The following is a 24,029-nucleotide window of genomic DNA, read 5'->3' on the forward strand; positions in this document are numbered from 1 at the left end:
CGTCCTGCTCGAACAGCGGTTCGCGAACTGGCGCGGTACCCGCGGCTTCGTCGAAAACGTGGCAGCCGCCATTGCACTGGCCGTCGTTTCACCCCAGGCCGAATTCCGCGTCTATAACGTGGGCGATCCGGACACGCTGACCGAACTCGTCGACGCGCTCAATGCGTGAGACGCGAGCGAAGAAGAGAAGGCGCAAGCGAGCACGAGAAGAGGGTTAGGCGGATAGACGGATAGGCGGATAGGCCGTCAGGCAATGCAATGAATAGATAGGGCATACGCGGCGCAAGGGCGCGCGCATGGAAACGAATAGACGACGCGCTACCTGCGAAGCAAGACTCTTAGCGGTGATTGAAGCATGACACTCGACATTACCCAGTTTTATCAGACGTTCTTCGACGAGGCGGACGAGCTGCTCGCGCAAATGGAGCAGTTGCTGCTGAACCTGAACGTCGGCACGCCGGATCCGGAGGATCTCGCGGCGATTTTTCGCGCGGCGCACTCGATCAAGGGCGGCGCGGCCACGTTCGGCTTCACCGCACTCACCGAGACGACGCACATCCTCGAATCGCTGCTCGATCGCGCGCGCAACAACGAGTTGAGGCTGCGCAAGGACATGATCGACACGTTCCTCGAGACGAAGGACGTACTGGCCGAGCAGCTCGCGGCTTACCGCGCGAGCGAAGAGCCGAACGCCGCCTCAGCCGCCGCGATCTGCGCGAAGCTCGAGCGGCTGCATGCTGCCGAGGGCAGCGGCGCACCGGCGGCCGAGCCCGCCCCGGCGCCGGCCCAGCAGAGCGTTGCCGCACCGGCGGCGCCGAGCGCATCGGCCGCGAGCGAGGCGGCCGGCGGCACGCCCGAGCACGTGGTCGAGCAGGCCGTCGAGGCGGCGCACGGCAGCGCGCCCGGCGCGGCGCCGGGCGAATCGAATCAAGCAGGGCCTCACCTGAAAGTAACGCTACGGGGGGTGGGGGAGAAGGACCAGGATCTCCTGATCGAAGAATTGGGCAACCTGGGCAACATCGTCGAACAGGTGAAGAGCGGCGGCGACTTGATCGTCTATCTCGAGACCGACGTGCCGTCCGACGACATTACCGCCGTGTGCTGCTTCGTGATCGACGAAAGTCAGATCTTGATCGGCCGCGGCACGGCGCCTGGCGCCGAGCAAGCCGAGGCGCCGGCACCGGCCGCGCAAGCCAGCGCACCAGCGCCGGCGCCGAGTGCTCCCGCCGTCGGCGCGAGCGCACCGGCCGCAGCGGCTGCACCGGAACCGAAGGACGAGCCGGCCAAGAACGTCGTCGCGCCGAGCGCGCCGGCGGCGGCGTCCGGCTCCGAGGACAAGAAGGCACGCCCGGCCGCGAGCGCGGCAAGCGGCGAAGGCAGCTCGATTCGCGTGGGCGTCGAGAAGGTCGATCAACTGATCAACCTCGTCGGCGAACTCGTCATTACGCAGGCGATGCTCGCGGAGACGACGAGCACGTTCGATCCGGCATTGCACGACCGGCTCTTCAACGGGATGGCGCAGCTCGAGCGCAACGCGCGCGATCTGCAAGAAACCGTGATGTCGATCCGCATGATGCCGATGGATTACGTTTTCAGCCGCTTCCCGCGTCTCGTGCGCGATCTCGCGGCGAAGCTCGGCAAAGAGGTGGAGCTCGTCACCTTCGGTCAAGCGACCGAACTCGACAAGAGCCTCATCGAGCGGATCATCGATCCGCTGACCCACCTCGTGCGCAACAGTCTCGACCACGGCATCGAAACGGTCGAGGCGCGGCGCGTGGCGGGCAAGGACGGCGCGGGGCAGCTCGTGCTGTCGGCCGCTCACCACGGCGGCAACATCGTGATCGAAGTCTCCGACGACGGCGCGGGATTGCGGCGCGACAAGATTCTCGCCAAGGCCATGAAGCAGGGCATGCAGGTGAGCGAGTCGATGTCCGACGAGGAAGTCTGGAACCTGATCTTCATGCCGGGCTTCTCGACGGCGGAGCAGGTGACGGACGTCTCGGGCCGCGGCGTGGGCATGGATGTGGTCAAGCGCAACATCCAATCGATGGGCGGGCACGTCGAGATCACGTCGCACGCGGGCAAGGGCACGACGACGCGCATCGTCTTGCCGCTCACGCTCGCGATTCTCGACGGCATGTCGGTGAAGGTCGGCAACGAAATCTTCATCTTGCCGCTGAACTTCGTCATGGAGTCGCTGCAACCGGTCGCCGAGGACATCTACACGGTGGCCAACGGCGAGCGCGTGGTGCGCGTGCGCGGCGAATACCTGCCGCTCGTCGCGCTGCACGAAGTGTTCTCGGTCGAAGGCGCGCGCACGGAGCCCACGCAAGGCATCGTCACGATCATGCAGACCGAGGGCCGCCGCTTCGCGATGCTGATCGACGAGCTCGTCGGCCAGCAGCAAGTCGTCGTGAAGAACCTCGAAACGAACTACCGCAAGGTGCGCGGCATCTCCGCGGCGACGATCCTCGGCGACGGCAGCGTCGCGTTGATCGTCGACGTGGCCGCGCTGAACCGTGAAAGCCGGGCGTCGCACGGCGCAATGACCTTTTCGTAATTCCCAACCGCTTTGGGGGCTAACGTGGCAGAAGTCCAAACCAACAACGCGAACGGCTTGACCGTCGCAAGCCGTCGCGATGCGCTGCAGGCCGACGCGACCGGTCAAGAGTTCCTGATCTTCACGCTCGGTGCGGAAGAGTACGGCATCGACATCCTGAAGGTGCAGGAGATCCGCGGCTACGACAGCGTGACGCGCATCGCCAATGCGCCCGAGTTCATCAAGGGTGTCATCAATTTGCGCGGCATCATCGTCCCGATCGTGGACATGCGGATCAAGTTCCACTTGGGCCGCGTGGAGTACGACCATCAAACCGTCGTCATCATCCTGAACGTCGCGCATCGCGTCGTCGGCATGGTGGTGGACGGCGTGTCGGACGTGCTGACGCTGACGGCCGACCAGATCATGCCCGCGCCCGAATTCGGCGCGACGCTGACCGCCGAATACCTGACGGGCCTCGGCACGATCGACGGCCGCATGCTGATCCTCATGGACATCGAGAAACTGATGGTCAGCAAGGAAATGGCGCTCATCGAAACGTTCGCTCAGTAAGCGGAACGTAACGTGAGTGCGCGAGCAACCCGCCGAGCGGGGCGCCACGCACTCTCAACGGAGATTCACGATGTTGCAGAATTGGTCGATCCGCACGACGTTGACGGCCATGGGTGCCGTGCTCGTGGCGCTGACCATCGCGGTCGGCGTGCTGGGCCTCACCGCGCTTTCGGGCGCGAACCGCGCGCTCGATTCGCTCGCGCAGGGCGATTTGCCGACGATTCACTCGCTCGATGACGCGGGCAGCTACTTGCTGCGCTCGCGCATCGCGCTCGATCGTTTCCGTGCGCTTTCGGAGGCGGGCAACGCCGACGAAGCGAAGAAGGTGCTCAACCGCGCGCAGGAATTGCTCACCGCGGGCGACCAAGCTTGGCAGGCGTTCTCGAGCACGCCGCGCGAAGGCGTCGATCCCGCGCTCGTCGACGAACTCAACGCGCGTCACGAAACGCTGCTGCACGACGGCGTCCAGCCCGAGTTCGCCGCCGCGCAGGCGGGCGACATGGCCGCCTATCACGCGATCGCCGATACGAAGATCAGCCCGATGTTCGTCGCGTTCGACAAGGCGGCCGAGCGGGTGCTCAAGGCGCGCGAGGCGCACGCGGCGTCGCAGCGCGATGGATCGTCGGCAAGCATCACGATGATGAGCTCGCTGATCATCGCGGTGACGCTGGTCGCGATCGTGCTCGTCATCTTCATTCGCTTCGCGCTGCGCGGGCTCATCGTGCAGCCGATCAACGATGCGATCGCGCATTTCGAGCGCATCGCCGACGGCGATCTGACGCGCACGATGAACGCTCACGGCAAGAACGAGATCGGGCGCCTCTACGCCGGCATGGGGCGCATGCAGCAGGCGATGGCCTCGATGGTCACGGCCGTGCACAGCGGCACCGAATCGATCGACCTCGGCGCGCGCGAAATCTCGGTCGGCAACACCGATCTGTCGCAACGCACCGAACAACAAGCCGCCTCGCTGCAGCAAACGGCGACGAGCATGGGGCAGCTCACGGGCACCGTGCGGCAGAACACTGAAAACGCGCGCCAGGCGAGCCAACTCGCGATCAACGCGTCGGACATCGCGCTGCGCGGCGGGGAGGTGGTGAGCCAAGTCGTCACGACGATGCAGGACATCGCGACGAGCTCGAACAAGGTCGTCGACATCATCGGCGTGATCGAGGGCATCGCGTTCCAGACGAACATTCTCGCGCTGAACGCGGCCGTCGAAGCGGCGCGCGCGGGCGAGCAGGGTCGCGGCTTCGCCGTGGTCGCCGGTGAAGTGCGCAGCCTCGCGCAGCGCAGCGCCGGGGCGGCCAAGGAAATCAAGGGGCTCATCGGCGATTCGGCCGACAAGGTGGCGAGCGGCTCCGAGCTCGTCGGCCGCGCCGGCACGACGATGGACGAAATCGTTCAAGCCGTGCGCCGCGTGACCGACATCATGGGCGAGATCAGCGCGGCCTCGGAAGAGCAATCGACGGGCATCGAAGGCGTGAATCGCGCGCTGACGCAGATGGACGACGTGACGCAGCAAAACGCCGCGCTCGTCGAGCAGGCCGCAGCCGCTGCCGCGTCGCTCGAAGAGCAAACGCGTCAGCTGAAAGCGGTCGTCGGCCAATGGCGCATCGGCGCCATGCCGGTGCCCGGCGGTTCGGTTGCGCGTCCGGCGGCGAAGCCGACGCCGGCCGTGCCGACCACGGCGACCACCGCAACCACCGCAACCACCGCAACCACGGCGCCGGCGCGCAAAAGCGCCGTGAAGGCGGCGAAGCCGGCCGGTGCGGTGCCGCATGCCACACGCGCCGCCACGCCGCGCCTCGCGCGCCCTGCGTCCGAGGCGCCGCAAGCCGCGAGCGCGCCGGCCGACCGGGCAGCATCGGCCGCCGAGGCAGCTCAGGTAACTCCGGCAGCTCCGGCGGCTCGGACTTCCCAGCAGGTCGCGCCTGCGCCGAAGGGCGCACCGGCCGCCGCTCAAGCGGCGGCTAGCACCGTGGCCGCACCGCCGACCGCCAAGAGCGGCGCGCCGGCCGCACGAAGCCCGTCGTTCGCCGCGAAGAGCGCTGCCCCGGCACCGGCCGTCACGGTATCGAGCAGCAAGTCGGACGACGACTGGGAAACGTTTTAACCGGCGGCGCGCGGTTGCGCGCATCGCCAGCAGGAAAGCACCATGACGACAGCGCGCGCATTGTTCCGGCCCGAACGGGCCGAGCCCGGCAGTCTCGGCGATCGCCCCGACGACCGGTCGCCGCTTGCCGATCGCACCGGCTTTGCCGACCGCGATTTCGACTTTACGGCCGCCGATTTCGCACGCATCCGCGAGCTCATTCACCGGCGCGCCGGCATCTCGCTGTCCGAGCACAAGCGCGACATGGCGTATAGCCGTCTCGCGCGGCGGCTGCGTGCGCGCGGCCTCGTTACGTTCCGCCACTATCTCGATCTGCTCGAAGCGGAGAACAGCCCCGAAGAGTGGGAAGCGTTCACGAATGCGCTGACGACGAACCTGACCGCATTCTTTCGCGAATCGCATCACTTTCCGATCCTCGCCGATTTCGTGAAGCGTCGTCAGCAACCGGTTTCAATTTGGTGCTCGGCCGCGTCGACGGGCGAGGAGCCGTACACGATCGCGATGACGCTCGTCGAAGCGCTCGGTGAATCGCAGGCGCGCCAGGCCACGATCCTCGCGACCGATCTCGATACGCAGGTGCTGGCCAAGGGCGAGGCGGGCGTCTATGCCTTCGATCAGGTCAAGGCGCTGAGCCCCGAGCGGCTCAAGCGCTTCTTCCTCAAAGGCACGGGCCCGCATGCGGGGCTCGTGAAGGTGCGCCCCGAACTGCGTTCGATGATCCGCTTCGCGCAGTTGAACCTGACCGATGCCGATTATGGGCTGCGCCAGCCGTTCGACGCGATCTTCTGCCGCAACGTGATGATCTACTTCGACAAGCCTACGCAGTCGCAAGTGCTCTCGCGTTTCGAGCCGCTCGTGAAGCCGGGCGGCCTGCTGTTCGCCGGCCATTCCGAGAACTTCACCTACGTGACGCAGGCGTTCCGCTTGCGCGGCCAGACAGTGTACGAGCTCACACGGGACGTGCAGGCTTCCGGCCGCACGCATGGCGGCACGCGCGCGGCAACGCCGCAGGAGGCGACGGCATGAGCCTGCCCGCATACATTCGCGCGCTTCGCCTCGATGAGGCGGCTGCCTTGCGCGGGGCCCAGCGCACGATCAAAGGAAGTTCCATTCTGGGACGGGAGGCAGCATGAGCGCTCTGCCGATCGCGACGAATCTGTATTTCGACAATCACTTCGGCCGCCGCGGCGTCAAGCTGCTGCCGAACGAGTTTTATACGACGCGCGAGGACATGGTGCTCGTCACCGTGCTGGGCTCGTGCGTGGCTGCTTGCATCCACGATCGAACCGCCGGTATCGGCGGCATGAACCATTTCATGCTGCCCGACGACGGCGAGCAGCCGGCCCAGGCCGCGTCGGATTCCATGCGCTACGGGGCCTACGCGATGGAAGTGCTCATCAACGAACTGATCAAGATGGGCGGCCGCCGCGAGCGTTTCGAAGCGAAAGTGTTCGGCGGTGCCGCGGTGCTCGCGGGGATGACGACGATCAATATCGGCGACCGCAATGCGGAGTTCGTGCGCCGCTATCTCGGCCTGGAAAAGATCCGCATCGTCGCCGAGGATTTGCAGGGTGTGCATCCGCGCAAGGTCGCGTTCATGCCCGATACGGGCCAGGCGATGGTGAAGAAGCTGCGTTTGCAGCAGGACCCGACCGTGGCCGAGCGCGAACAGGCGCTCGCCAAGCAAGTCGCCGAGGCGCGCGCCGCTCGTCATGCCCGCGCGGCGCGCGAACGCGGTCACGTCGAATTGTTCGCAACGAACGGGTCCGGCCAAGGCGCCGCGCAAAAGCCGCGCATCGAGTTGTTCGGTGCGCCGGCGGCGAAACCTCGCGTCGAGTCGTTTGCCGCCGGAAATGCGCGCGCCACCGCGTCAATCAATAGCGCCAAGACAGTAGAGGAGGCATGATGAACCACCCCCACGCTCACATTCGTTCGCTGCCCCCCGCGGGGGCGCATGCCTCCTTTGGGGCGGCCCGGCAGGAGGCATGATGAACCACCCCCACGCTCACCTTCGTTCGCTGCCCCCCGCGGGGGCGCATGCCTCCCTCGGGGCGGCCCAGCGGGAGGCATGACTCTGTGCAGAAGATCAAAGTATTGTGTGTCGACGACTCGGCGCTGATCCGCAGCTTGATGACGGAGATCATCAACGGCCAGTCCGACATGATGGTCTGCGCGACTGCGCCGGACCCGCTCGTCGCACGCGAGCTCATCAAGCAGCATACCCCCCACGTGCTGACGCTCGACGTCGAAAGGCCTCGCATGGACGGGCTCGATTTCCTCGAGAAGCTGATGCGGCTGCGGCCGATGCCCGTCGTCATGGTTTCGTCGCTGACGGAGCGCGGCTCCGAAATCACGCTGCGCGCGCTCGAGCTCGGCGCGGTCGACTTCGTCACGAAGCCGAAGGTCGGCATTCGCGAAGGCATGCTCGACTATGCAGAGAAGCTCGCCGACAAGATCCGTGCGGCCGCCCGCGCCCGCGTGCGGGCCCGCGCGGCTGCGCCGGCCCCGGTAGCCGGCGCCGGCGCGGCTCATGCCGCCACCGGCCATGCGCCGATGTTCAACAATCCGCTCGTCAGCACGGAAAAGCTGGTCATCGTCGGCGCGTCGACGGGCGGCACCGAAGCGATCCGCGAGGTGCTCGTGCCGCTGCCGCCCGATGCGCCGGCCGTCCTGATCGCGCAACATATGCCGCCGGGCTTCACGAAGTCGTTCGCGCAGCGCCTGAACGGCCTGTGCCGTATCACCGTCAAGGAAGCCGAGCACGGCGAGCGCGTGTTGCCGGGCCACGCGTACATCGCGCCGGGGCATGCACACCTGTTGCTGGCGCGAAGCGGTGCGAACTACATTGCGCACCTGTCGGACGATCCGCCCGTGAACCGGCACCGGCCCTCGGTCGACGTGCTGTTCCGTTCGGCCGCGCAACATGCCGGCAAGAACGCCGTCGGGGTGATTCTGACGGGCATGGGCCGGGATGGGGCGGCAGGACTGTTAGACATGAGAAATGCAGGCGCATACACTCTCGCGCAGGATGAGGCGAGCTGCGTCGTGTTCGGCATGCCGCGCGAGGCCATCGCGCTCGGCGGCGCCGACGAGGTCGCGCCTTTATCGGAAATGAGCCGCAAAGTGATGGCCAGACTGGCGGCGATGGGCGATCGGGTGCAGCGCGTCTGACGGGGAGCGATTCCCGTTTCTTGCGTCGACAAAATTAGGGTTAAAGGGAAGAAAGATGGATAAAAGCATGAAAATCTTGGTGGTGGACGATTTTCCGACGATGCGCCGGATCGTCCGCAACCTGCTCAAGGAGCTCGGCTACGGCAACGTCGATGAAGCCGAAGACGGCGCCGCGGGCCTTTCGCGCTTGCAAGGCGGCGGCTTCGATTTCGTGATTTCCGATTGGAACATGCCGAACATGGATGGCCTCGAGATGCTCAAGCGCATCCGTGCCGACGCGGCGCTTTCGCACTTGCCCGTGCTGATGGTCACGGCCGAGTCGAAGAAGGAGAACATCATCGCGGCGGCGCAGGCCGGCGCGAGCGGCTACGTGGTGAAGCCGTTTACCGCCGCCACGCTCGACGAAAAACTCACGAAGATTCTCGAGAAGATGGCCAAGACCGGGAGCTGAAGTGAACGAGCCCACCAATCCCCAATCGGATGTCGCCGACGGCCCCGATTTGACGACCGACCGCATTCTCGCGCGTATCGGTCAACTGACGAAGACGCTGCGCGATTCGATGCGCGAGCTCGGGCTCGACAAGCACGTCGAGCAAGCCGCCGAAGCGGTGCCCGACGCGCGCGACCGGCTCAAGTACGTGGCGGACATGACCGAGCAGGCGGCCGAGCGCGTGCTGACGGCGATCGACATCGCCAAGCCGCTGCAGGAAAAGCTCCAAGCCGATGCGGCCGAGCTCGACAGCCGCTGGGAGCGCTGGTACGCCGCGCCGATCGAGCGCGAGGAGGTGCGCACGCTGATGAGCGATACGCGCGCGTTCTTGGCGAGCGTTCCCGATGCGACGGCCGCCACGAACCAGAAGCTGCTCGACATCATGCTCGCGCAGGACTTCCAGGATCTGACCGGGCAGGTCATCAAGAAGATCATGGACGTCGTCTACGTGATCGAGCAACAGTTGCTCGGCGTGCTGATCGAGAACATCGCCCCCGAGCGGCGCGAGCAGTTCGCGCAGACGGCGGCGGCGTTGGCCTTGGCGGCCGATCCCGCCGGGGCGATGAACACGCCCGATCACCTGCTCAACGGGCCGCAGATCAATCCGGAAGGGCGCACCGACGTCGTGCAGGACCAGGCGGACGTCGACGATCTGCTCGCGAGCCTGGGGTTCTGACGCACGTCCGTATCGTTTTTGGGATTCAAAATTGGAAAGGCGGCCCGGCTCGCACGGAGCGGCCTTTCGTCATATGGGCTGCGGGCCGACGCACGGTTCATCTCCCGCACTCGCCGGCGCAAACGTTTCGTGAGATCGGCTGCGCCGTTCGTTTTTCAAAAAGATGACACCGGCAAACCCGCGTCGAGGGGCGCGATAAAACCAACCATAAAAGGGTTCATTTCTGATGTCGAATCGGATCATGCGCGCCGCGGCTTGCGCGGCGCTGACCTGCGCGGCGCTGTCCATGGCCGCGCCAGCCGTTGCCGCGCTCGGCGGCACGCCGACTCCGCCGCCGGCGGGAGCGGTTTCCTCGACCATTTCCGTAGCGCCGATCGCCCACGCCGCATCGGGCGGGGCAGGCGCCGTGACGGCCGCGCCGTACACGGTGATCGAAACGACGGACGTGACCGGCACTGTCGTGCGCGAGTACGTTTCAGCGGCAGGGGCCGTGTTCGGCGTCGCTTGGAGCGGGACGATGATGCCCGACTTGTCGGTGCTGCTCGGTGCGTATTTCCCGCAATACAAGAGCGGGCTCGAAGCGCAGCGCGCTGCGCACCCGGGGCGAGGGCCGGTCTACCTGCAACTGCCCGGTTTGGTCGTGCTCTCGGGCGGGCACATGGGCGCGTTCGGCGGGCAAGCCTATCTGCCGTCGGCATTGCCGACCGGCGTGACAGCTGCCGATATCCGATAACCGAACGAGAGCGAATTGACCATGTTGCGTATTGATAGCAAATTGGCCCGAGCGCTCGGTGCGTTCGGTATGGCGGCGTTCATCGCCGTAGCGGCGGGATGTGGTGGGGGCGGATCGGGTGGCAGCACGTCGACGAGCAGCACCGGCGGCAGCGCGACGAACGTGTTCACCCCGACCGGAGCCGTCTCGAGCACGCCCGCCACGCTTGCGTCCAATCAAATGGCGGTCGTCGTCTCGACGGGCCTCACCGGCCGCGCGGCGAACATACCGATGGTCAGCGTGACGGTATGCGTACCAGGCAGCGGGACTTGCCAAACGATCAACAACGTTCAACTCGACACCGGTTCGTTCGGCTTGCGTCTGGCCAAGGCCGCGCTGAACTCGACGATGGTCGGGGCGTTGCCCGTCGAGACGCTGATCAGCGGCCAATCTCTCGCCGAATGCACCGGCTTCGCAGACGGTCATACATGGGGCTCGGTGCGAACGGCAGACGTCACGCTGGGTACCGAGACGGCCTCGGCCGTCCCTGTGCAGATTCTCGGCGACGTCGCCCAATCGGCTGCGGGCGGCGCGCGCAACGCGTGTGCGAGCGGCATACTGAACAACTCGCCCTCGCAGCTCTCGGCCAACGGCATTCTGGGCGTCGGCCCGTCGAAATACGACTGCGCCTCCACGGGCACGGCGAACTGCACGAGTACCGGCGTTGCCAACAATCAATACTACGGCTGCACGTCAACGGCCGGCGTATTGAGTGGTTGTACCGATGCGGGCGTGCCGTCCGCGCAGCAGGTGACGAACCCGGTTCGGCTCTTCGTTGCCGACAACAATGGCGTCGTCGTGAATATGCCGCCGCTTGCGGACGGCGGTGCGATCAGTGCGTCGGGGGTCGTGACGTTCGGCGTCGGAACGCAGGCGAACAATACCGTGCCCTCATCGGGTGTGACGACTTATACGCTCGATCACTTCGGCAACTCCGCCAGCGCGCAGCTCAACGGTTCCTCCCGGAACTCGGCGTTCTTCGATACGGGTTCGAACGGACTGTTCTTTACGGATAACAACAATCCGATCACGTTGTGCACGAGCGGCTTCTACTGCCCGAGCTCGACGGTTTCGCGCAGCGTAACGGTCCAAGGTTTCAACGGCAACTCCGGGTCGTCGACGATCAATATCGGTAATGCCGATCAATTGTTCAGCGACGGCGGCTATGCCTTCAACGATGTGGGCGCTCCCCAAGCCATCGTGAACACGGTCGACCTCGGCATGCCGTTCTTCTACGGCCGCACGCTCTACATGAACTACGATACGTCGACCACGGTGACTTCCGGCACGGCCACGACCGCGTTCGCCGCCTTCTAAGCGACCAAAGGCCAACGGTCACTCGTTGCCCATTTGCCGGCGGCCAAGCGTCGCCGGCGAGCGAGCGCCAGCTCGATCTGCTGACCGATCGAACGGCGGCCCCATGGTGCCGCCGCCTTCGCACTCCCCTTCTTTCCTTCCTTTCGGCCTCGTCGCCCCCTCGTACCGAGGCTCCGCGGCCGGCGGCCTCTCCGCACCAGTCCATGATCCACGCCTGCGACGCGACGGCAAATCCGAGAAACCGTCCGGGTACGCCTTTTGCCTAACGCTCGTGCTTAGGCACAAACGGCAACATGTACTAGAACTAAGTCTGAGAAGAACAACATCGAAGCCGGCGGCATAGCCTGCACGCCGGCCCACGGCCACACGAGTTCGATAAACCCAACCAGGGAGGAACCGATCCGATGTGGAATCGTTCTTTACGCGCCGCGCCTTGCGCGGCGGTCGTTGCGTGCGCACTGGCGGCCGTCGCCCCGGCCGCGAGGGCCGCGCTCGGCGGGGCGCCGATGCCCACGCCTTCCGATGCGACCACCACGATCGTCTCTCCCATCGCGCATACGGCGTCCGCGGGCAACGCGCCAATGGCATCCCGCACGGCGGGGGTCACCGGGTACTCGGTGCGCGCCACGGCGTTTTCGAGCGGCACGACCGTGCGCGAATACATCGGGGCCGACGGCACCGTCTTCGGCATCGCCTGGAACGGCCCGCGGATGCCCGATTTGCAGACCTTGCTCGGTAACTACTTCCCGCAGTACGCAAGCGGCGTGCAGGCATTGCACGCGGCGCGGCGCGGCCGGGGGCCCGTCGCCGTCGAGCAGTCCGACCTCGTCGTCCATTCCGGCGGCCATATGGGCTCGTTCTTCGGCCAGGCCTGGCTGCCCAGCGCATTGCCGGCCGGCCTGACCGGCGCCGACATCAAATAACCGAGCGAGGGGCGAACCATGTTGCGTACTCAGGGCAGACTCGTTCGGGCGCTAGGCGCCCTTGGGATCGCCGCGGCGGCGGTGCTCGTCGCGGCATGCGGCGGAGGCGGAGGGGGCGGTGGTTCCGCCACGGCAGGCAGCGGCGGCGGCACGGGAGGGGGAGGTGCCACGGCCTCGAATCAGGTTTCCGTCACCGTCGCGCAAGGCGTTGCCAACATCGCGAACATCCTCACCGTCAGCGTGACCGTCTGTGTGCCGGGCTCGAGCGTTTGCCAGACCGTTCCCAACGTACAAGTCGATACCGAATCGTTCGGATTGCGGCTCGCCAGCGCGGCCGTCAGCCAAGTGTTGAGCCAGTTGCCGCACCAAACGGTGGCCGGCAGCCCGGTCGCCGAGTGCACGGGCTTCGCCGACGGCAATACCTGGGGTTCGGTTCGCTCGGCCGACGTCAAGATCGGCGGAGAAACGGCCGCCGCCCTGCCGGTGCAGATCCTAGGCGATCTGCCGCAGAGCGCCGTGGCGACAGGCAACTGCGCGAGCGGCGCGCTCGAGCTCTCGCCCAACGATCTCGGCGCGAACGGCATTCTCGGCATCGGCGTCGCGCCGAACGATTGCGGAGCGTTCTGCGCGAATCCGCCCGCCAGCAACGGCAGCTACTACGTGTGTCCGGGCGGCAGCAACTGCGTGCCGACGGTCTTGCCGATCGCGCAGCAAGTGACCAATCCCGTGTCGAAGTTCCCAGCGGACAACAACGGCGTCGTGCTGTCGATGCCGAGCATCGGACCGAGCGGAAGCTCGACGGCCACGGGGACGCTCACGTTCGGCATCGGCACGCAATTGAACAATGCGCAGCCCACCACGCTGACCAAGCTGACGACGAATTCGTTCGGCGACGTCAACGCGACTTTCGCGGGCACCTCGGTCACGGCGTTCTTCGATTCGGGCTCCAACGCCTATTTCTTCACCGACAACACGCTGCCTGCCTGCGCGGGCAATGCTTCGTCGTTCTATTGTCCGGTCCCGACCGCCACGCGCAACGTCACCGTCGCGAGCTATAACGCCGTCACGTCGGGGGCGGCGGGAGGAACCGTGCTGTCGATGTCGGTCGGCAATGCCGCTCAATTACTGCAGACGGGCAACTTCGCGCTGAACGATCTTGCCGGCACCCTCGGCAGCGGCGCTTCATTCGTCGATCTCGGCATGCCGTTCTTCTACGGCCGGACCGTCTACTACGGGATGGACCGGACCGCTTCCGCCGGACCCGCTCCGTTCGTCGCCTTCTGAAGTACGGCCCCTGGAACTTCAGGGGCCAGATCATATCGGCGCGCATTCCTTCCATGCGGCTTTCAAGTTCGACCCTCGCTGCGCTCCTGGTCTCGGGCGCAGCCGCGCCTGCCCGCGCCGACACGGGCGAGAGCGGGCGCCGATCACTCGAAATACACCCGTTTCCCCCGCCTTATCCGCCGATCATCGATTGACGCGTCCGGGAATAATCGCTCTCACTGGATAACGGCATGTCGCCGTGATTCTTGCGGAGAAATTCCCCTGTGGCAGCGGACAGCGACCTCGACAAAACCGAAGCAGCGACTCCCAAGCGCCTGGAAAAGGCGCGTGCGGAAGGGCAGGTCGCGCGCTCGCGGGAATTGGCGACGTTCGCGCTCTTGGGCGCCGGTTTCTTCGGCGTTTGGGGGCTGTCGGGCCCAATCGGGATGCATCTGCAGCACTTGATGCGCGCCGCGTTGACGTTCGACCACGCGACGCTCAAGGACACGAACCGCATGCTGATCGGCGCTGCCGGCGCCGGCCGAGAAGGCCTGATGGCCGTGCTGCCTGTCCTCGCGTTGACGGGGCTTGCCGCGTTGGCCGCTCCGATGGCGCTGGGTGGCTGGCTGCTGTCGCCGAACGTGTTCCAGTTCAAGCCGGAGCGCGTCAACCCGATCGCCGGCATGGGCCGCATTTTTTCGATCAACGGCGTGATCCAGCTCGGTATGTCGCTGGCCAAGACGCTCGTTGTCGGTGTGATCGGCGGCGCGGCCGTCTGGCATCGCAAGGACCAGATTCTGGCGCTAGCGGCCGAGCCGCTGCGCATCGCGCTCGGTCATGGCATGTCGATCGTGGCCGTGTGCTGCGCGACGACGGTGGCCGGCATGTTCGTGCTCGCGGCCTTGGATGTTCCCTACCAACTTTGGCAGTACCACAAGAAGCTGCGGATGACGAAGGAAGAAGTGAAGCGCGAACACCGCGAGAACGAAGGCGATCCGCACGTGAAAGGCAAGATCCGCCAGCAGCAGCGCGCCATCGCGCGCCGCCGCATGATGGCCGCGGTGCCCAAGGCCGACGTCGTCGTGACGAACCCGACGCATTACGCGGTTGCGCTTCAGTACGCGGACGGCGACATGCGCGCGCCCAAGGTGGTGGCCAAGGGCGTGAACCTCGTCGCGGCCCGCATCCGCGAGGTCGCGAACGAGCACAACGTCGCAATGCTCGAAGCGCCGCCGCTTGCCCGCGCGCTCTATCACAACGTTGAGCTGAACCGCGAAATCCCGGGCTCGCTCTACAACGCCGTGGCCGAAGTGCTCGCCTGGGTCTATCAGCTGCGCAAGTTCCGCGAGGAAGGCGGCGACGTGCCGGCGGCTCCGACCGAGCTCGAGGTGCCGGCCGAACTCGATACGAAGGGCCCGATTTCCGAGGACGACGAACGCGAAGAAGCGAACGATGCGCTCGGCGATGCCGATGAAGGAGCCTCGGCATGAACGCGCGCGTCGGAAGCCTCTTCGGCAAGGGGCAAATGCTGAGCGGCACGAACCTGCGCGCACTCGCGGGTCCGATCCTGATCTGCATGATCCTCGGCATGATGATCCTGCCGCTGCCGCCGTTCCTGCTCGATCTGCTGTTCACGTTCAACATCGCCCTGTCGGTGATGGTGCTGCTCGTCAGCATGTACACGCAAAAGCCGCTCGACTTCGCGGCCTTCCCGGCGGTGCTGCTGTTCTCGACGCTGCTGCGTCTGTCGCTGAACGTCGCCTCGACGCGCGTGGTGCTGCTCGAGGGCCATACGGGCCCGGGTGCGGCCGGCCAAGTGATCGAATCGTTCGGGCACTTCCTCGTGGGCGGCAACTTCGCCGTCGGCATCGTCGTGTTCGTCATCCTCATGGTCATCAACTTCATGGTGATCACGAAGGGCGCGGGCCGTATCGCCGAAGTGGCCGCCCGCTTCACGCTGGACGCGATGCCGGGCAAGCAGATGGCGATCGACGCCGATCTGAACGCGGGCCTCATCAATGAAGAGGGCGCGCGCAAGCGCCGCCAATCCGTGGCGCAGGAAGCCGAGTTCTACGGCGCGATGGACGGTGCATCGAAGTTCGTGCGCGGCGATGCGATCGCGGGCCTCATCATCATGGTCGTCAACGTGCTCGGCGGGCTCATCGTCGGCGTCGCGCAGCACGGCCTCGACTTGGCGACGGCCGGCAAGACCTATACGCTGCTCACGATCGGCGACGGCCTCGTCGCCCAGATCCCGTCGCTCGTCATCTCGACGGCGGCCGGCGTGATCGTTTCCCGGGTCGCGACCGACGAAGACATCGGCACGCAACTCACGGGGCAGCTGTTCACGAACCCGCGCGTGCTGATCATCACGGGCTCGATCATCGTCATGCTCGGCCTGATTCCGAACATGCCGCACTTCGCGTTCCTCGTGCTCGGCGGCGGCGCGATCCAGCTGGGCCGCACGATGAAGAAGCGCGCCGAAGCGGCGAAGGCCGGCGCCTCGCTCGTCGACGTCGCCCCGGCCGTCACGGCGCCGGTGGAGAACGCCGAGGCGAGCTGGGACGACGTCACGCTCATCGACACGCTGGGCCTCGAAGTCGGCTATCGCCTGATCCCGCTCGTCGACAAGAACAGCGACGGCGAGCTGCTCAAGCGCATCAAGAGCATCCGCAAGAAGTTTGCTCAGGAAATCGGCTTCTTGCCGCCGGTCATCCATATCCGCGACAACCTGGAGCTGCGTCCGAACGCTTACCGCATCGCGCTCAAGGGTGTCGAAGTGGGCGTGGGCGAGGCGTATCCGGGCCAGTGGCTCGCGATCAACCCGGGGCAGGTCACGGCCGCGCTGCCGGGCCAGCCCACGCAAGACCCGGCTTTCGGCCTGCCGGCGATCTGGATCGACACGAACTTGCGCGAGCAGGCCCAGGTGTTCGGCTACACCGTGGTCGATGCGAGCACGGTCGTCGCCACGCATTTGAACCATCTCGTCGTGCAGCACGCCGCCGAACTGCTCGGCCGTCAGGAAGTGCAGGCGCTCATCACGCGCACGGGCAAGGACGCGCCGACGCTGATCGAAGATCTCGTGCCGAAGACGCTTTCGCTGACGACGCTGCAAAAGGTCCTGCAGAACCTGCTCGACGAAGGCGTGCCGATCCGCGACATGCGCACGATTCTCGAAGCGCTCTCGGAACATGCGCCGAAGCTGACCGACGCTCACGATCTGACCGCCTGCGTGCGCTTGGCGCTGGGCCGCGCGATCACGCAACAGTGGTATCCGGGCGCGAGCGAAATGCAGGTCATGGGACTCGATTCGAATCTCGAGCGCGTGTTGTCGCAAGCGCTCTCGACGGGCGCGAATCCTGGCCTCGAGCCCGGCCTCGCGCACACGCTTCTGACGGCGACGCAAAACGCGATCTACCGTCAACAAAATGCCGGGCTGCCTCCGGTGCTGCTCGTGCAGCATGCGCTTCGCGCGATGCTCGCCCGATTCCTGCGCCGCAGCCTGCCTCAATTGAAAGTGCTCTCGTATGCCGAAGTGCCCGAGACCCGCACGATCAAAGTCGTTAACCTCATCGGGGGTCAAGCTTGAACATTCGTAAATTCATCGGCGCGACAAGCCGCGACGCGCTGCGTCTCGTGCGCGAGGCTCTCGGTGCGGACGCAGTCGTGTTGTCGAATCGGACCCAGGACGACGGCACCGTCGAGATCGTCGCGCTTGCGGATACGGACTTCGCGCAGATCGCTCCCAACGCCGGCGAGCCCGGCTCGAACGGCATGCCCCCGAGCCTGCCCGCGCCGTCCGCCAACCCTTACGCAGCCAGCGCTTCGGCTGCCCAGTCGGCTGCTTCGTTCGGCAGCCCGGCGCCCGGCATGATGCCGTCGAACCCCTACGCGAACGGCATGCCGGACGTGTTTTCCGCGGTGTTCGGCGCGAGCCCCGAAGTGGGCGCGAAGGCGACCGACGAAGGCCGGCCGGCGATTGCCGATGCCGCTTCGATCGCCGCGCCGCGCATGAACGAGCGCGCCACTTTCCCCACGCGTGCGGCCGCGCCGAGCGCGCCCGCTGCGCCGGCCGTGAACTCGGCTGCGAGCGCCGGCGATGACGCGGCGCAGACGATGGCCGAATCGAATCCCTGGCTGATCGACCACGCCCGCCGCATCGCCGCGCAAAACGAGCGCGCGGCGCATACCTCGCGCGCGCATGCGATGACGCCGTCGGCCGCCGCGGCCAAAGGGCTTGGCGCACCGGGCCGCGTGTTGTCCGACGACGAGCTCGCCGCGTCGCAACTGCCCGATTGGGCGCATGAGGCCGCGCGTGTTGCCGCGCGCCGCGCAGTGCCGCCGCGCGTGAAGCCGGCTTTCGAAGGCCTCCCCGAGCAAGATGCCGAAGCGATGGCCGAGGCCGTGCGCGCGCGCGTGGAAGAGATCGTCAACCAGAAGGTGATGAGCGAGCTGTCCGCGATGCGCGGCATGATGGAAGAACAGTTCGCCGGCCTCATGTGGGGCGAGCGCCAACGGCGCAGCCCGGTGAACGGCGAAGTGACGAAGGCGCTGTTCTCGGCGGGCTTTTCCGCGCAACTCGTGAAGATGGTCGTCGAGCACATGCCCGACGTCGCGCATTTCGACGCCGGGATGGACTGGGTCAATCAAGTGCTGGCCTCCAATCTGCCCGTGCTCGAGAACGAGGACGCGCTGATGGAGCGCGGTGGCGTGTTCGCGCTGATGGGCCCGACCGGCGTAGGCAAGACGACGACGACGGCCAAGCTCGCCGCGCGCTGCGTGATGCGTTTCGGCGCGAGCAAAGTGGCGCTGCTGTCGACCGACAGCTACCGGATCGGCGGCCATGAGCAACTACGCATCTTCGGCAAGATCCTCGGTGTCTCCGTGCACGCCGTGAAGGATGCGGCCGATCTTCAACTGGCGCTCGCCGAGTTGCGCAACAAGCACATCGTGCTGATCGACACGATCGGCATGAGCCAGCGCGATCGCACCGTGTCCGACCAGATCGCGATGCTGTGCGGTGCCGGGTTGCCCGTGCAGCGGCTCTTGCTGCTGAACGCGACGAGCCACGGCGACACGCTCAACGAGGTCGTGCAGGCCTATCGCAGCGCGCCGGGGCAGCCCGAGCTCGCCGGTTGCATTCTGACCAAGCTCGACGAGGCGACGAACCTCGGCGGCGTGCTCGATACGGTGATCCGCTACAAGCTGCCCGTGCACTATGTGTCGACGGGCCAGAAGGTGCCGGAGAACCTGTACGTCGCCACGAAGAAATTCTTGATCAAGAGCGCGTTCTGCATTCCGCGCGACGGTTCGCCGTTCGTCCCGCACGACGACGAGATTCCCGCCTTGCTCTCGGCTCTGTCGAGCCGCTCGAGCGCCGAGCTGCACGAGGTTCGCTTTGGCTAAACAAGTCACCGATCAGGCAGAAGGGCTGCGCCGGCTGCTCGCGAAGAGCGGTTCGCGCGTCGTGGCGGTCACGGGCGGCCCGATGGGTGTCGGCTGCACGTCGACGGTCGTGAATTTGGCGGCGGCGCTGGCTACCCTCGGCAAGGACGTGCTCGTCATCGACGAACGCCTCGGCGTGAACTCGGTCTCGGCAATGCTGGGCGGCTTGCACGGTGCGGGTTCGGTGCGCGACGTGATGAGCGGCCAGATCGCATTGGAGCAGGCATGCGCGCGCCATGACCTCGGATTCTCGGTCCTGGCGGCATCGCGCGAGAACTGCGCCGGCTATAACGCGGCCCAGCTCAGCGTGCTGCTGGCGGGACCGGCCGACGTCGTGCTCATCGATGCGCGGCTCGACCGCCAAGGCGCGCTCTCCGCGCTCGCGGCGCAGGCGCACGACGTGTTGATCGTCACGCGCGTGGCGGCCACCGCGATCACCGAGGCCTATGCGTGCATGAAACGTTTGCACTTCGATCACGCGATCGCGCAGTTCCGCGTGCTCGTGAACCACGTATCCAGCTTGGCCGACGCGCAGACCGCGTTCGACAACCTCGCCGAGGTGGCTGCGCGGTATTTGACCGTGTCGATCGAGGATGCCGGCTGCGTGGCGGCCGATCCGCTGATGGAGCGGTCGTTGGAATTGGGGCGGTGCGTCGTCGACGCGTTCCCGTCGGCGCCGTCGGCGCGGGACTTTCGGCACGTCGCCGCGGAAATGCTTTATTGGCCGATGCGCCCGGCGATGTGCTCGCCGCGGGCCGAGGCCGCGGTGCGCTCGGCGATGCCGGCATCGGCGCTTGCCGATGCCGCGCCGGCCGTGCGCCAACATGCTTGAAACGTAAAGGGACAAGGAGAAGGGGACCCTCGATGTACAACGCTCAAGGGAAAATGTCCCAGACGGATGTATTGACGCAATACGCGCCGCTCGTGCGCAGGCTCGGTTTGCAGCTCGTCGCGAAGATGCCGGCCAGCGTGGATTTGGACGACCTGATTCAAGCCGGCATGATCGGCTTGCTCGATGCGGCGAGCCGCTACAAGGAAGATCAAGGCGCGCAATTCGAGACTTACGCGAGCCAGCGTATTCGTGGTGCGATGCTCGACGAGCTGCGCAACAACGATTGGCTGCCGCGCAGCTTGCGCAAGACGTCGCGCGAGGTGGAATCGGCGGTGCATCAAGTCGAGCAGAAGCTCGGCCGCTCGGCGAGCGAGACCGAGGTGGCGGATCACCTGCAGATGCCACTCGATTCGTACCAGTCGATGCTGCAGGATCTGCACGGCAGCCAGCTCATCTACTACGAAGATTTCGACCGCTCCGCCGATGACGAGCCGTTCCTCGACCGCTACTGCGTCGATCATTCCGACCCGCTGTCGGCGCTGCTCGACGAGAGCTTGCGCGCGGCGCTCGTCGAGGCGATCGAGAAGCTGCCCGAGCGCGAGAAGCTGCTGATGTCGCTCTACTACGAGCGCGGGATGAACCTGCGCGAGATCGGTGCGGTGATGGAAGTGAGCGAATCGCGCGTGTGCCAGCTGCATAGCCAGGCCGTCGCGCGGCTGCGCGCCAAGTTGCGCGAAATGGCTTGGGCCAGCGTCGAGTGATCGGGCGGTTTTGCTCCGTAGGGCGCGAAAGAGCCGAGTGAGCGGTCCTCGCACGCCGGCTATGAACGTTAGGCTTTGAAGCGATCGACCCGCGGCGATGACCGCATCGCGCACGTCCGATCGAGCCTCGCGTTAACATCTCCCGTATTGCCGCATTGATCTTCGGGCGGCGCTGCAAGCGGGAGCATCCCATGCCTGTCATCGGCTTTTTCCATTACAACCTACGTGCCGATCGAGCGACGCTCGATGTCCTGCGCGACTTCTATGTCGACGTGGTGGGCTTGCGCGTGGGGCCGCGGCCGCCGTTTTCGAGCTTTGGCTATTGGCTGTACATCGGCGAGCGAGCCGTGCTGCATCTATCCGAGGCCGGTCCGAACGAGCGCAGGCTGCCGCACGCGTCCGGCACATTCGATCATGTCGCTTTCGAGAGCGTGGACCTGCGTGGGTTCGAGGCGCATTTGAGCGCGCGCGGCATCGACTTTCGGCGTGCGCACGTGCCGTTGCTCGATCTTTGGCAGTTGTTCTTCCTCGATCCGGCCGGCAACGGCGTCGAACTCAATTTCGCGGGGAATGAGGGGCGATGAAGAGTTGACGTACTGTAACCCATTGGGTTACAGTACGTGCATGATCAGAACCTTTGCTCACAAAGGCCTTGAACGTTTCTTTACGTCCGGCAGCATGGTGGGAATTCAGGCAATGCATGCCCGACGGTTGCGTCAGATTCTTTTTCTTTTGAATGACGCGGTCAGAATCGAGGACATGGATGCGCCGGGCCTCCGCCTGCATCCGCTGAAGGGCGATAGGAAAGGGTTCTGGGCCGTGACCGTCCAGGCGAATTGGCGAGTTATTTTCCAGTTCGACGACGGTGACGTCTACATCGTCGATTACGTTGACTACCATTGAGGCTCGCCATGCGTATGCACAATCCGCCGCATCCCGGCGAAATCCTTCATGACTTATGGCTCGAACCGCTCGAGCTTTCGATCACTCGCGCTGCTGAGGCGCTCGGAGTATCGCGCAAGACGCTTTCGGAGATCGTCAATGGCCGAGCCGCGGTCAGTCCCGAAATGGCGGTGCGACTCGAAATGGCTTTCGGCAAGAGTGCCGAATCTTGGCTGGCACACCAGGCTGCGTACGATCTCTGGCAAGTCGAGCAGCACAAAGAAGAACTGCATGTGCATTCGTTCAAGCGCGCAGCCTAACGTAGCCAAGCGGCGGCGGGCGCTCGATTGCGCCCGATGGAGTAGATACTTCCGAATGCGGTAGCCCGGACGGCGCCGCTCGACTCAAACCACCGCCATCCGCCCATCCGGCCCATAGACGCTCGCGCCCGCATGGCGCGAGGTGGCGCCGCGCAGGATGGCCAGCGCGCTTTGGTTGTAGTTCATCCGGATACGGATCATGAGGCCGTTCGTGGCGTTCGCGCGGCGAGCGCGGTGCACGACGGCTTGCAGCATCTGCCATTGCTTGCCGAGCCGAGCGTCGTCGGCAATGGCGAGCTCCATGCCCTTCCAGCCGGCGGGCAGGCCCATCTGCCGCAGTTGGCCGTCGCGCGTCTTTTCCAGCGACGCGAGCTTTTCGGTCAACTCCGTTTTCTTCTCGACGATGCCGGGCAGCGTCTCTAGCGGCGACACGGCCGCGAGCGCCTTTTCCTCGTACATCAACAGCGACGCGAACGCTTCGAGCGTCGCGTGTTCTTCGGTCACGGTGGCAAGCAGGGCGTCTCTCATCTCATCCGCCAAAACTCAAGTCGCGCATGCGCGCGTCAGTGACGCCGACCGGGCACACCGAGCGCGCGGATAGCCGCCGCTCAGCCGCCCGTCGACGGGTTCTTCAACAGATCGCGAGCCGTTGCGAGAATGCCGTCCGCAATCTTGCCCGGATCCATGGTCAACGTACCGTCGGCAATGGCTTGCTTGATCGACTCGACGTGCGAGACGTCGATGTCGGCCTCGCCCGACGCGGCGAGCGCGCGCAATTGCGACGACAATCCCGACAGGCTGACGTCGGCGCTTTGCGCCGGTGCCGCGCTGCCGCCGACAGGTGCGGCGCCGGCAGCGGCTTGGCCGCCCTGACGGGTGCCCGTCACGCCACCCTTGGGTGACGACAGGCTCGATGTGGAGGTGGAATCGACTTTCACGATAGCTTCCCGAACGATTTCGATTTGAGTGTGATAACGGCGACACTCCACGAAACTTTAGCGCAATCGGGAAGAACACCGGTCGACGGGCCTCGGCGAACGGGCGCCGAATCGGCCCGCGCCTCCACGCGCCGGCCATTTCGTCTACCCTCAGCCCGCCTCCGCCCGGCCACCTGGCCGCCGGGAATCGAAGCCCCGCATCCTCGGCCTCGAGCCCGCAGGGACCTTACATCTGAACTTGCACCGTCGCGCCATCCATGACGATGCCCGAGATGATCTGTCCCCCAGCCATCTTGACTCGCACCTGCTGTCCGGGTGCCGCGTTGTTCATGACGCTGCCCTCGGACGAAATCTGAAAACCTTGACCCTGCGCGACGACGCGCACCGTCTGGCCGATCGTGACGGCGCTCACGCTCTTGAGCACGTCCTGGCGCAGCGGCATGCCGGCGCTGATTCGAACGAGTGCCGTCGAGCCGATCGCCTGCGACGGATCGGTGATGATCGCGCGCGGCAGGTTCGACAGATCGCCGTCGCGTGCGAGCAGGTCTTGCGCCGTCACGACCGCGCCGGCCTCGATTTGGCGGGCGGCCAGGTAGTAGGTCGATTCGATGGCGATGCGCGCGCGCAGATAGAGCGTCCACGGCTTGGCGCCGGCACAGCGCACGCCCACCGACGTCATGCCCCAAAGGCGGGCGCCCGTCGGCATGAACGGCTCGAGCCCGTTGCAGGCGGCGAGGCCGCGCGGAAAGGTCGGGGCGACCGTGATTTCGATCTTGCCCGGCAAGCCCACGGTCTGCTGCTGCAAAAACGCGAGCGCGGCGCGGCGGATCGTTTCGCCGTCTTCTTGCCCGGCCGGCGCGTTCGACGCGGGAGCCGCGGCGGAGGCGCTCGAACGATTCGTGCGGCGGACGAACGAACTGGCCACGCCCCGGACCGCTTCGTGAACCGTCTCGATCCCATCATCGCGGCCACGCGGGAGCAGGTCGCCGAGCGTCGGCGCGCGGTGTCCCT

The 24,029-nt window shown here is 65.9% G+C and carries 23 protein-coding genes; 20 read left to right on the forward strand and 3 right to left on the reverse strand.

The features are described from left to right. Window positions 1-355 precede the first annotated feature (355 nt). The 20 genes from cheA to ACTHNZ_RS00100 all read left to right on the forward strand — a co-directional run bounded on the left by cheA (window position 356) and on the right by ACTHNZ_RS00100 (window position 22,080). Window positions 356-2,560 carry a chemotaxis protein CheA gene (cheA, locus tag ACTHNZ_RS00005; protein WP_440540435.1) on the forward strand — a complete coding sequence of 735 codons (2,205 nt, stop codon included), beginning with the start codon at window positions 356-358 and terminating at the stop codon, window positions 2,558-2,560. 24 nt (window positions 2,561-2,584) lie between these two features. Beyond that, window positions 2,585-3,112 (forward strand): chemotaxis protein CheW, encoded by a 528-nt coding sequence (gene cheW / locus ACTHNZ_RS00010; protein WP_440540436.1) that lies wholly within the window; start codon window positions 2,585-2,587, stop codon window positions 3,110-3,112. Between the two features lie 70 nt (window positions 3,113-3,182). Continuing rightward, window positions 3,183-5,228 (forward strand): methyl-accepting chemotaxis protein, encoded by a 2,046-nt coding sequence (locus tag ACTHNZ_RS00015; protein ID WP_440540437.1) that lies wholly within the window; start codon window positions 3,183-3,185, stop codon window positions 5,226-5,228. Between the two features lie 42 nt (window positions 5,229-5,270). Next, window positions 5,271-6,254 (forward strand): CheR family methyltransferase, encoded by a 984-nt coding sequence (locus ACTHNZ_RS00020; RefSeq protein ID WP_440540438.1) that lies wholly within the window; start codon window positions 5,271-5,273, stop codon window positions 6,252-6,254. Window positions 6,255-6,357: 103 nt separating this feature from the next. Then, window positions 6,358-7,134 carry a chemoreceptor glutamine deamidase CheD gene (gene cheD, locus ACTHNZ_RS00025; protein WP_440540439.1) on the forward strand — a complete coding sequence of 259 codons (777 nt, stop codon included), beginning with the start codon at window positions 6,358-6,360 and terminating at the stop codon, window positions 7,132-7,134. 131 nt (window positions 7,135-7,265) lie between these two features. Continuing rightward, a complete protein-coding gene (locus tag ACTHNZ_RS00030; RefSeq protein ID WP_440540440.1) occupies window positions 7,266-8,399 on the forward strand; it encodes a protein-glutamate methylesterase/protein-glutamine glutaminase in 1,134 nt (377 codons plus the stop codon). A gap of 55 nt (window positions 8,400-8,454) precedes the next feature. After that, window positions 8,455-8,850 (forward strand): chemotaxis response regulator CheY, encoded by a 396-nt coding sequence (cheY, locus tag ACTHNZ_RS00035; RefSeq protein ID WP_102611543.1) that lies wholly within the window; start codon window positions 8,455-8,457, stop codon window positions 8,848-8,850. Between the two features lies 1 nt (window position 8,851). Further along, complete coding sequence (gene cheZ, locus ACTHNZ_RS00040) at window positions 8,852-9,565, forward strand: protein phosphatase CheZ (RefSeq protein WP_440540441.1); 714 nt, start codon at window positions 8,852-8,854, stop codon at window positions 9,563-9,565. Between the two features lie 226 nt (window positions 9,566-9,791). Next, on the forward strand, window positions 9,792-10,298 hold the full coding sequence (locus tag ACTHNZ_RS00045) for a DUF2844 domain-containing protein (protein ID WP_440540442.1): 507 nt from the start codon (window positions 9,792-9,794) through the stop codon (window positions 10,296-10,298). 21 nt (window positions 10,299-10,319) lie between these two features. Continuing rightward, window positions 10,320-11,654, forward strand: a complete 1,335-nt coding sequence (locus tag ACTHNZ_RS00050; RefSeq protein WP_440540443.1) for a DUF3443 family protein — start codon at window positions 10,320-10,322, stop codon at window positions 11,652-11,654. Window positions 11,655-12,058: 404 nt separating this feature from the next. Beyond that, window positions 12,059-12,577 carry a DUF2844 domain-containing protein gene (locus tag ACTHNZ_RS00055; protein WP_440540444.1) on the forward strand — a complete coding sequence of 173 codons (519 nt, stop codon included), beginning with the start codon at window positions 12,059-12,061 and terminating at the stop codon, window positions 12,575-12,577. A gap of 21 nt (window positions 12,578-12,598) precedes the next feature. Further along, on the forward strand, window positions 12,599-13,861 hold the full coding sequence (locus tag ACTHNZ_RS00060; protein WP_440540455.1) for a DUF3443 domain-containing protein: 1,263 nt from the start codon (window positions 12,599-12,601) through the stop codon (window positions 13,859-13,861). 263 nt (window positions 13,862-14,124) lie between these two features. Next, window positions 14,125-15,330: a flagellar biosynthesis protein FlhB gene (flhB, locus tag ACTHNZ_RS00065; RefSeq protein WP_440540445.1), complete on the forward strand. Its 1,206-nt coding sequence runs from the start codon at window positions 14,125-14,127 to the stop codon at window positions 15,328-15,330. Beyond that, the gene (gene flhA / locus ACTHNZ_RS00070; protein ID WP_440540446.1) at window positions 15,327-17,429 is read left to right on the forward strand and encodes a flagellar biosynthesis protein FlhA; all 2,103 of its coding nucleotides are present in this window, start codon (window positions 15,327-15,329) and stop codon (window positions 17,427-17,429) included. The genes flhB and flhA overlap by 4 nt, the downstream gene beginning before the upstream one ends. Next, the gene (gene flhF, locus ACTHNZ_RS00075) at window positions 17,426-19,246 is read left to right on the forward strand and encodes a flagellar biosynthesis protein FlhF (RefSeq protein WP_440540447.1); all 1,821 of its coding nucleotides are present in this window, start codon (window positions 17,426-17,428) and stop codon (window positions 19,244-19,246) included. The genes flhA and flhF overlap by 4 nt, the downstream gene beginning before the upstream one ends. Continuing rightward, window positions 19,239-20,117: a MinD/ParA family ATP-binding protein gene (locus ACTHNZ_RS00080; RefSeq protein ID WP_440540448.1), complete on the forward strand. Its 879-nt coding sequence runs from the start codon at window positions 19,239-19,241 to the stop codon at window positions 20,115-20,117. The genes flhF and ACTHNZ_RS00080 overlap by 8 nt, the downstream gene beginning before the upstream one ends. A 32-nt stretch (window positions 20,118-20,149) precedes the next feature. Further along, entirely contained in the window at window positions 20,150-20,878 is a 729-nt protein-coding gene (locus ACTHNZ_RS00085; protein ID WP_440540449.1) for an RNA polymerase sigma factor FliA, read from the forward strand. A gap of 191 nt (window positions 20,879-21,069) precedes the next feature. After that, entirely contained in the window at window positions 21,070-21,462 is a 393-nt protein-coding gene (locus ACTHNZ_RS00090) for a VOC family protein (protein ID WP_440540450.1), read from the forward strand. A gap of 94 nt (window positions 21,463-21,556) precedes the next feature. Then, window positions 21,557-21,781 (forward strand): type II toxin-antitoxin system RelE/ParE family toxin, encoded by a 225-nt coding sequence (locus ACTHNZ_RS00095; protein WP_440540456.1) that lies wholly within the window; start codon window positions 21,557-21,559, stop codon window positions 21,779-21,781. 8 nt (window positions 21,782-21,789) lie between these two features. Beyond that, window positions 21,790-22,080 (forward strand): HigA family addiction module antitoxin, encoded by a 291-nt coding sequence (locus ACTHNZ_RS00100; RefSeq protein ID WP_440540451.1) that lies wholly within the window; start codon window positions 21,790-21,792, stop codon window positions 22,078-22,080. A gap of 84 nt (window positions 22,081-22,164) precedes the next feature. Here the strand turns inward: ACTHNZ_RS00100 and ACTHNZ_RS00105 are convergent, their stop codons facing one another. From ACTHNZ_RS00105 to flgA, 3 genes are all read right to left on the reverse strand, one after another. Continuing rightward, window positions 22,165-22,608: a flagella synthesis protein FlgN gene (locus ACTHNZ_RS00105; protein WP_440540452.1), complete on the reverse strand. Its 444-nt coding sequence runs from the start codon at window positions 22,606-22,608 to the stop codon at window positions 22,165-22,167. Between the two features lie 80 nt (window positions 22,609-22,688). Further along, the gene (gene flgM, locus ACTHNZ_RS00110; RefSeq protein WP_440540453.1) at window positions 22,689-23,018 is read right to left on the reverse strand and encodes a flagellar biosynthesis anti-sigma factor FlgM; all 330 of its coding nucleotides are present in this window, start codon (window positions 23,016-23,018) and stop codon (window positions 22,689-22,691) included. Between the two features lie 226 nt (window positions 23,019-23,244). Then, a partial coding sequence (gene flgA, locus ACTHNZ_RS00115; RefSeq protein ID WP_440540454.1) for a flagellar basal body P-ring formation chaperone FlgA occupies window positions 23,245-24,029 on the reverse strand: 785 nt, incomplete at its 5' end.

The organism is Trinickia sp. (assembly GCF_051953955.1).
In the GTDB taxonomy this organism is placed as follows: domain Bacteria; phylum Pseudomonadota; class Gammaproteobacteria; order Burkholderiales; family Burkholderiaceae; genus Trinickia.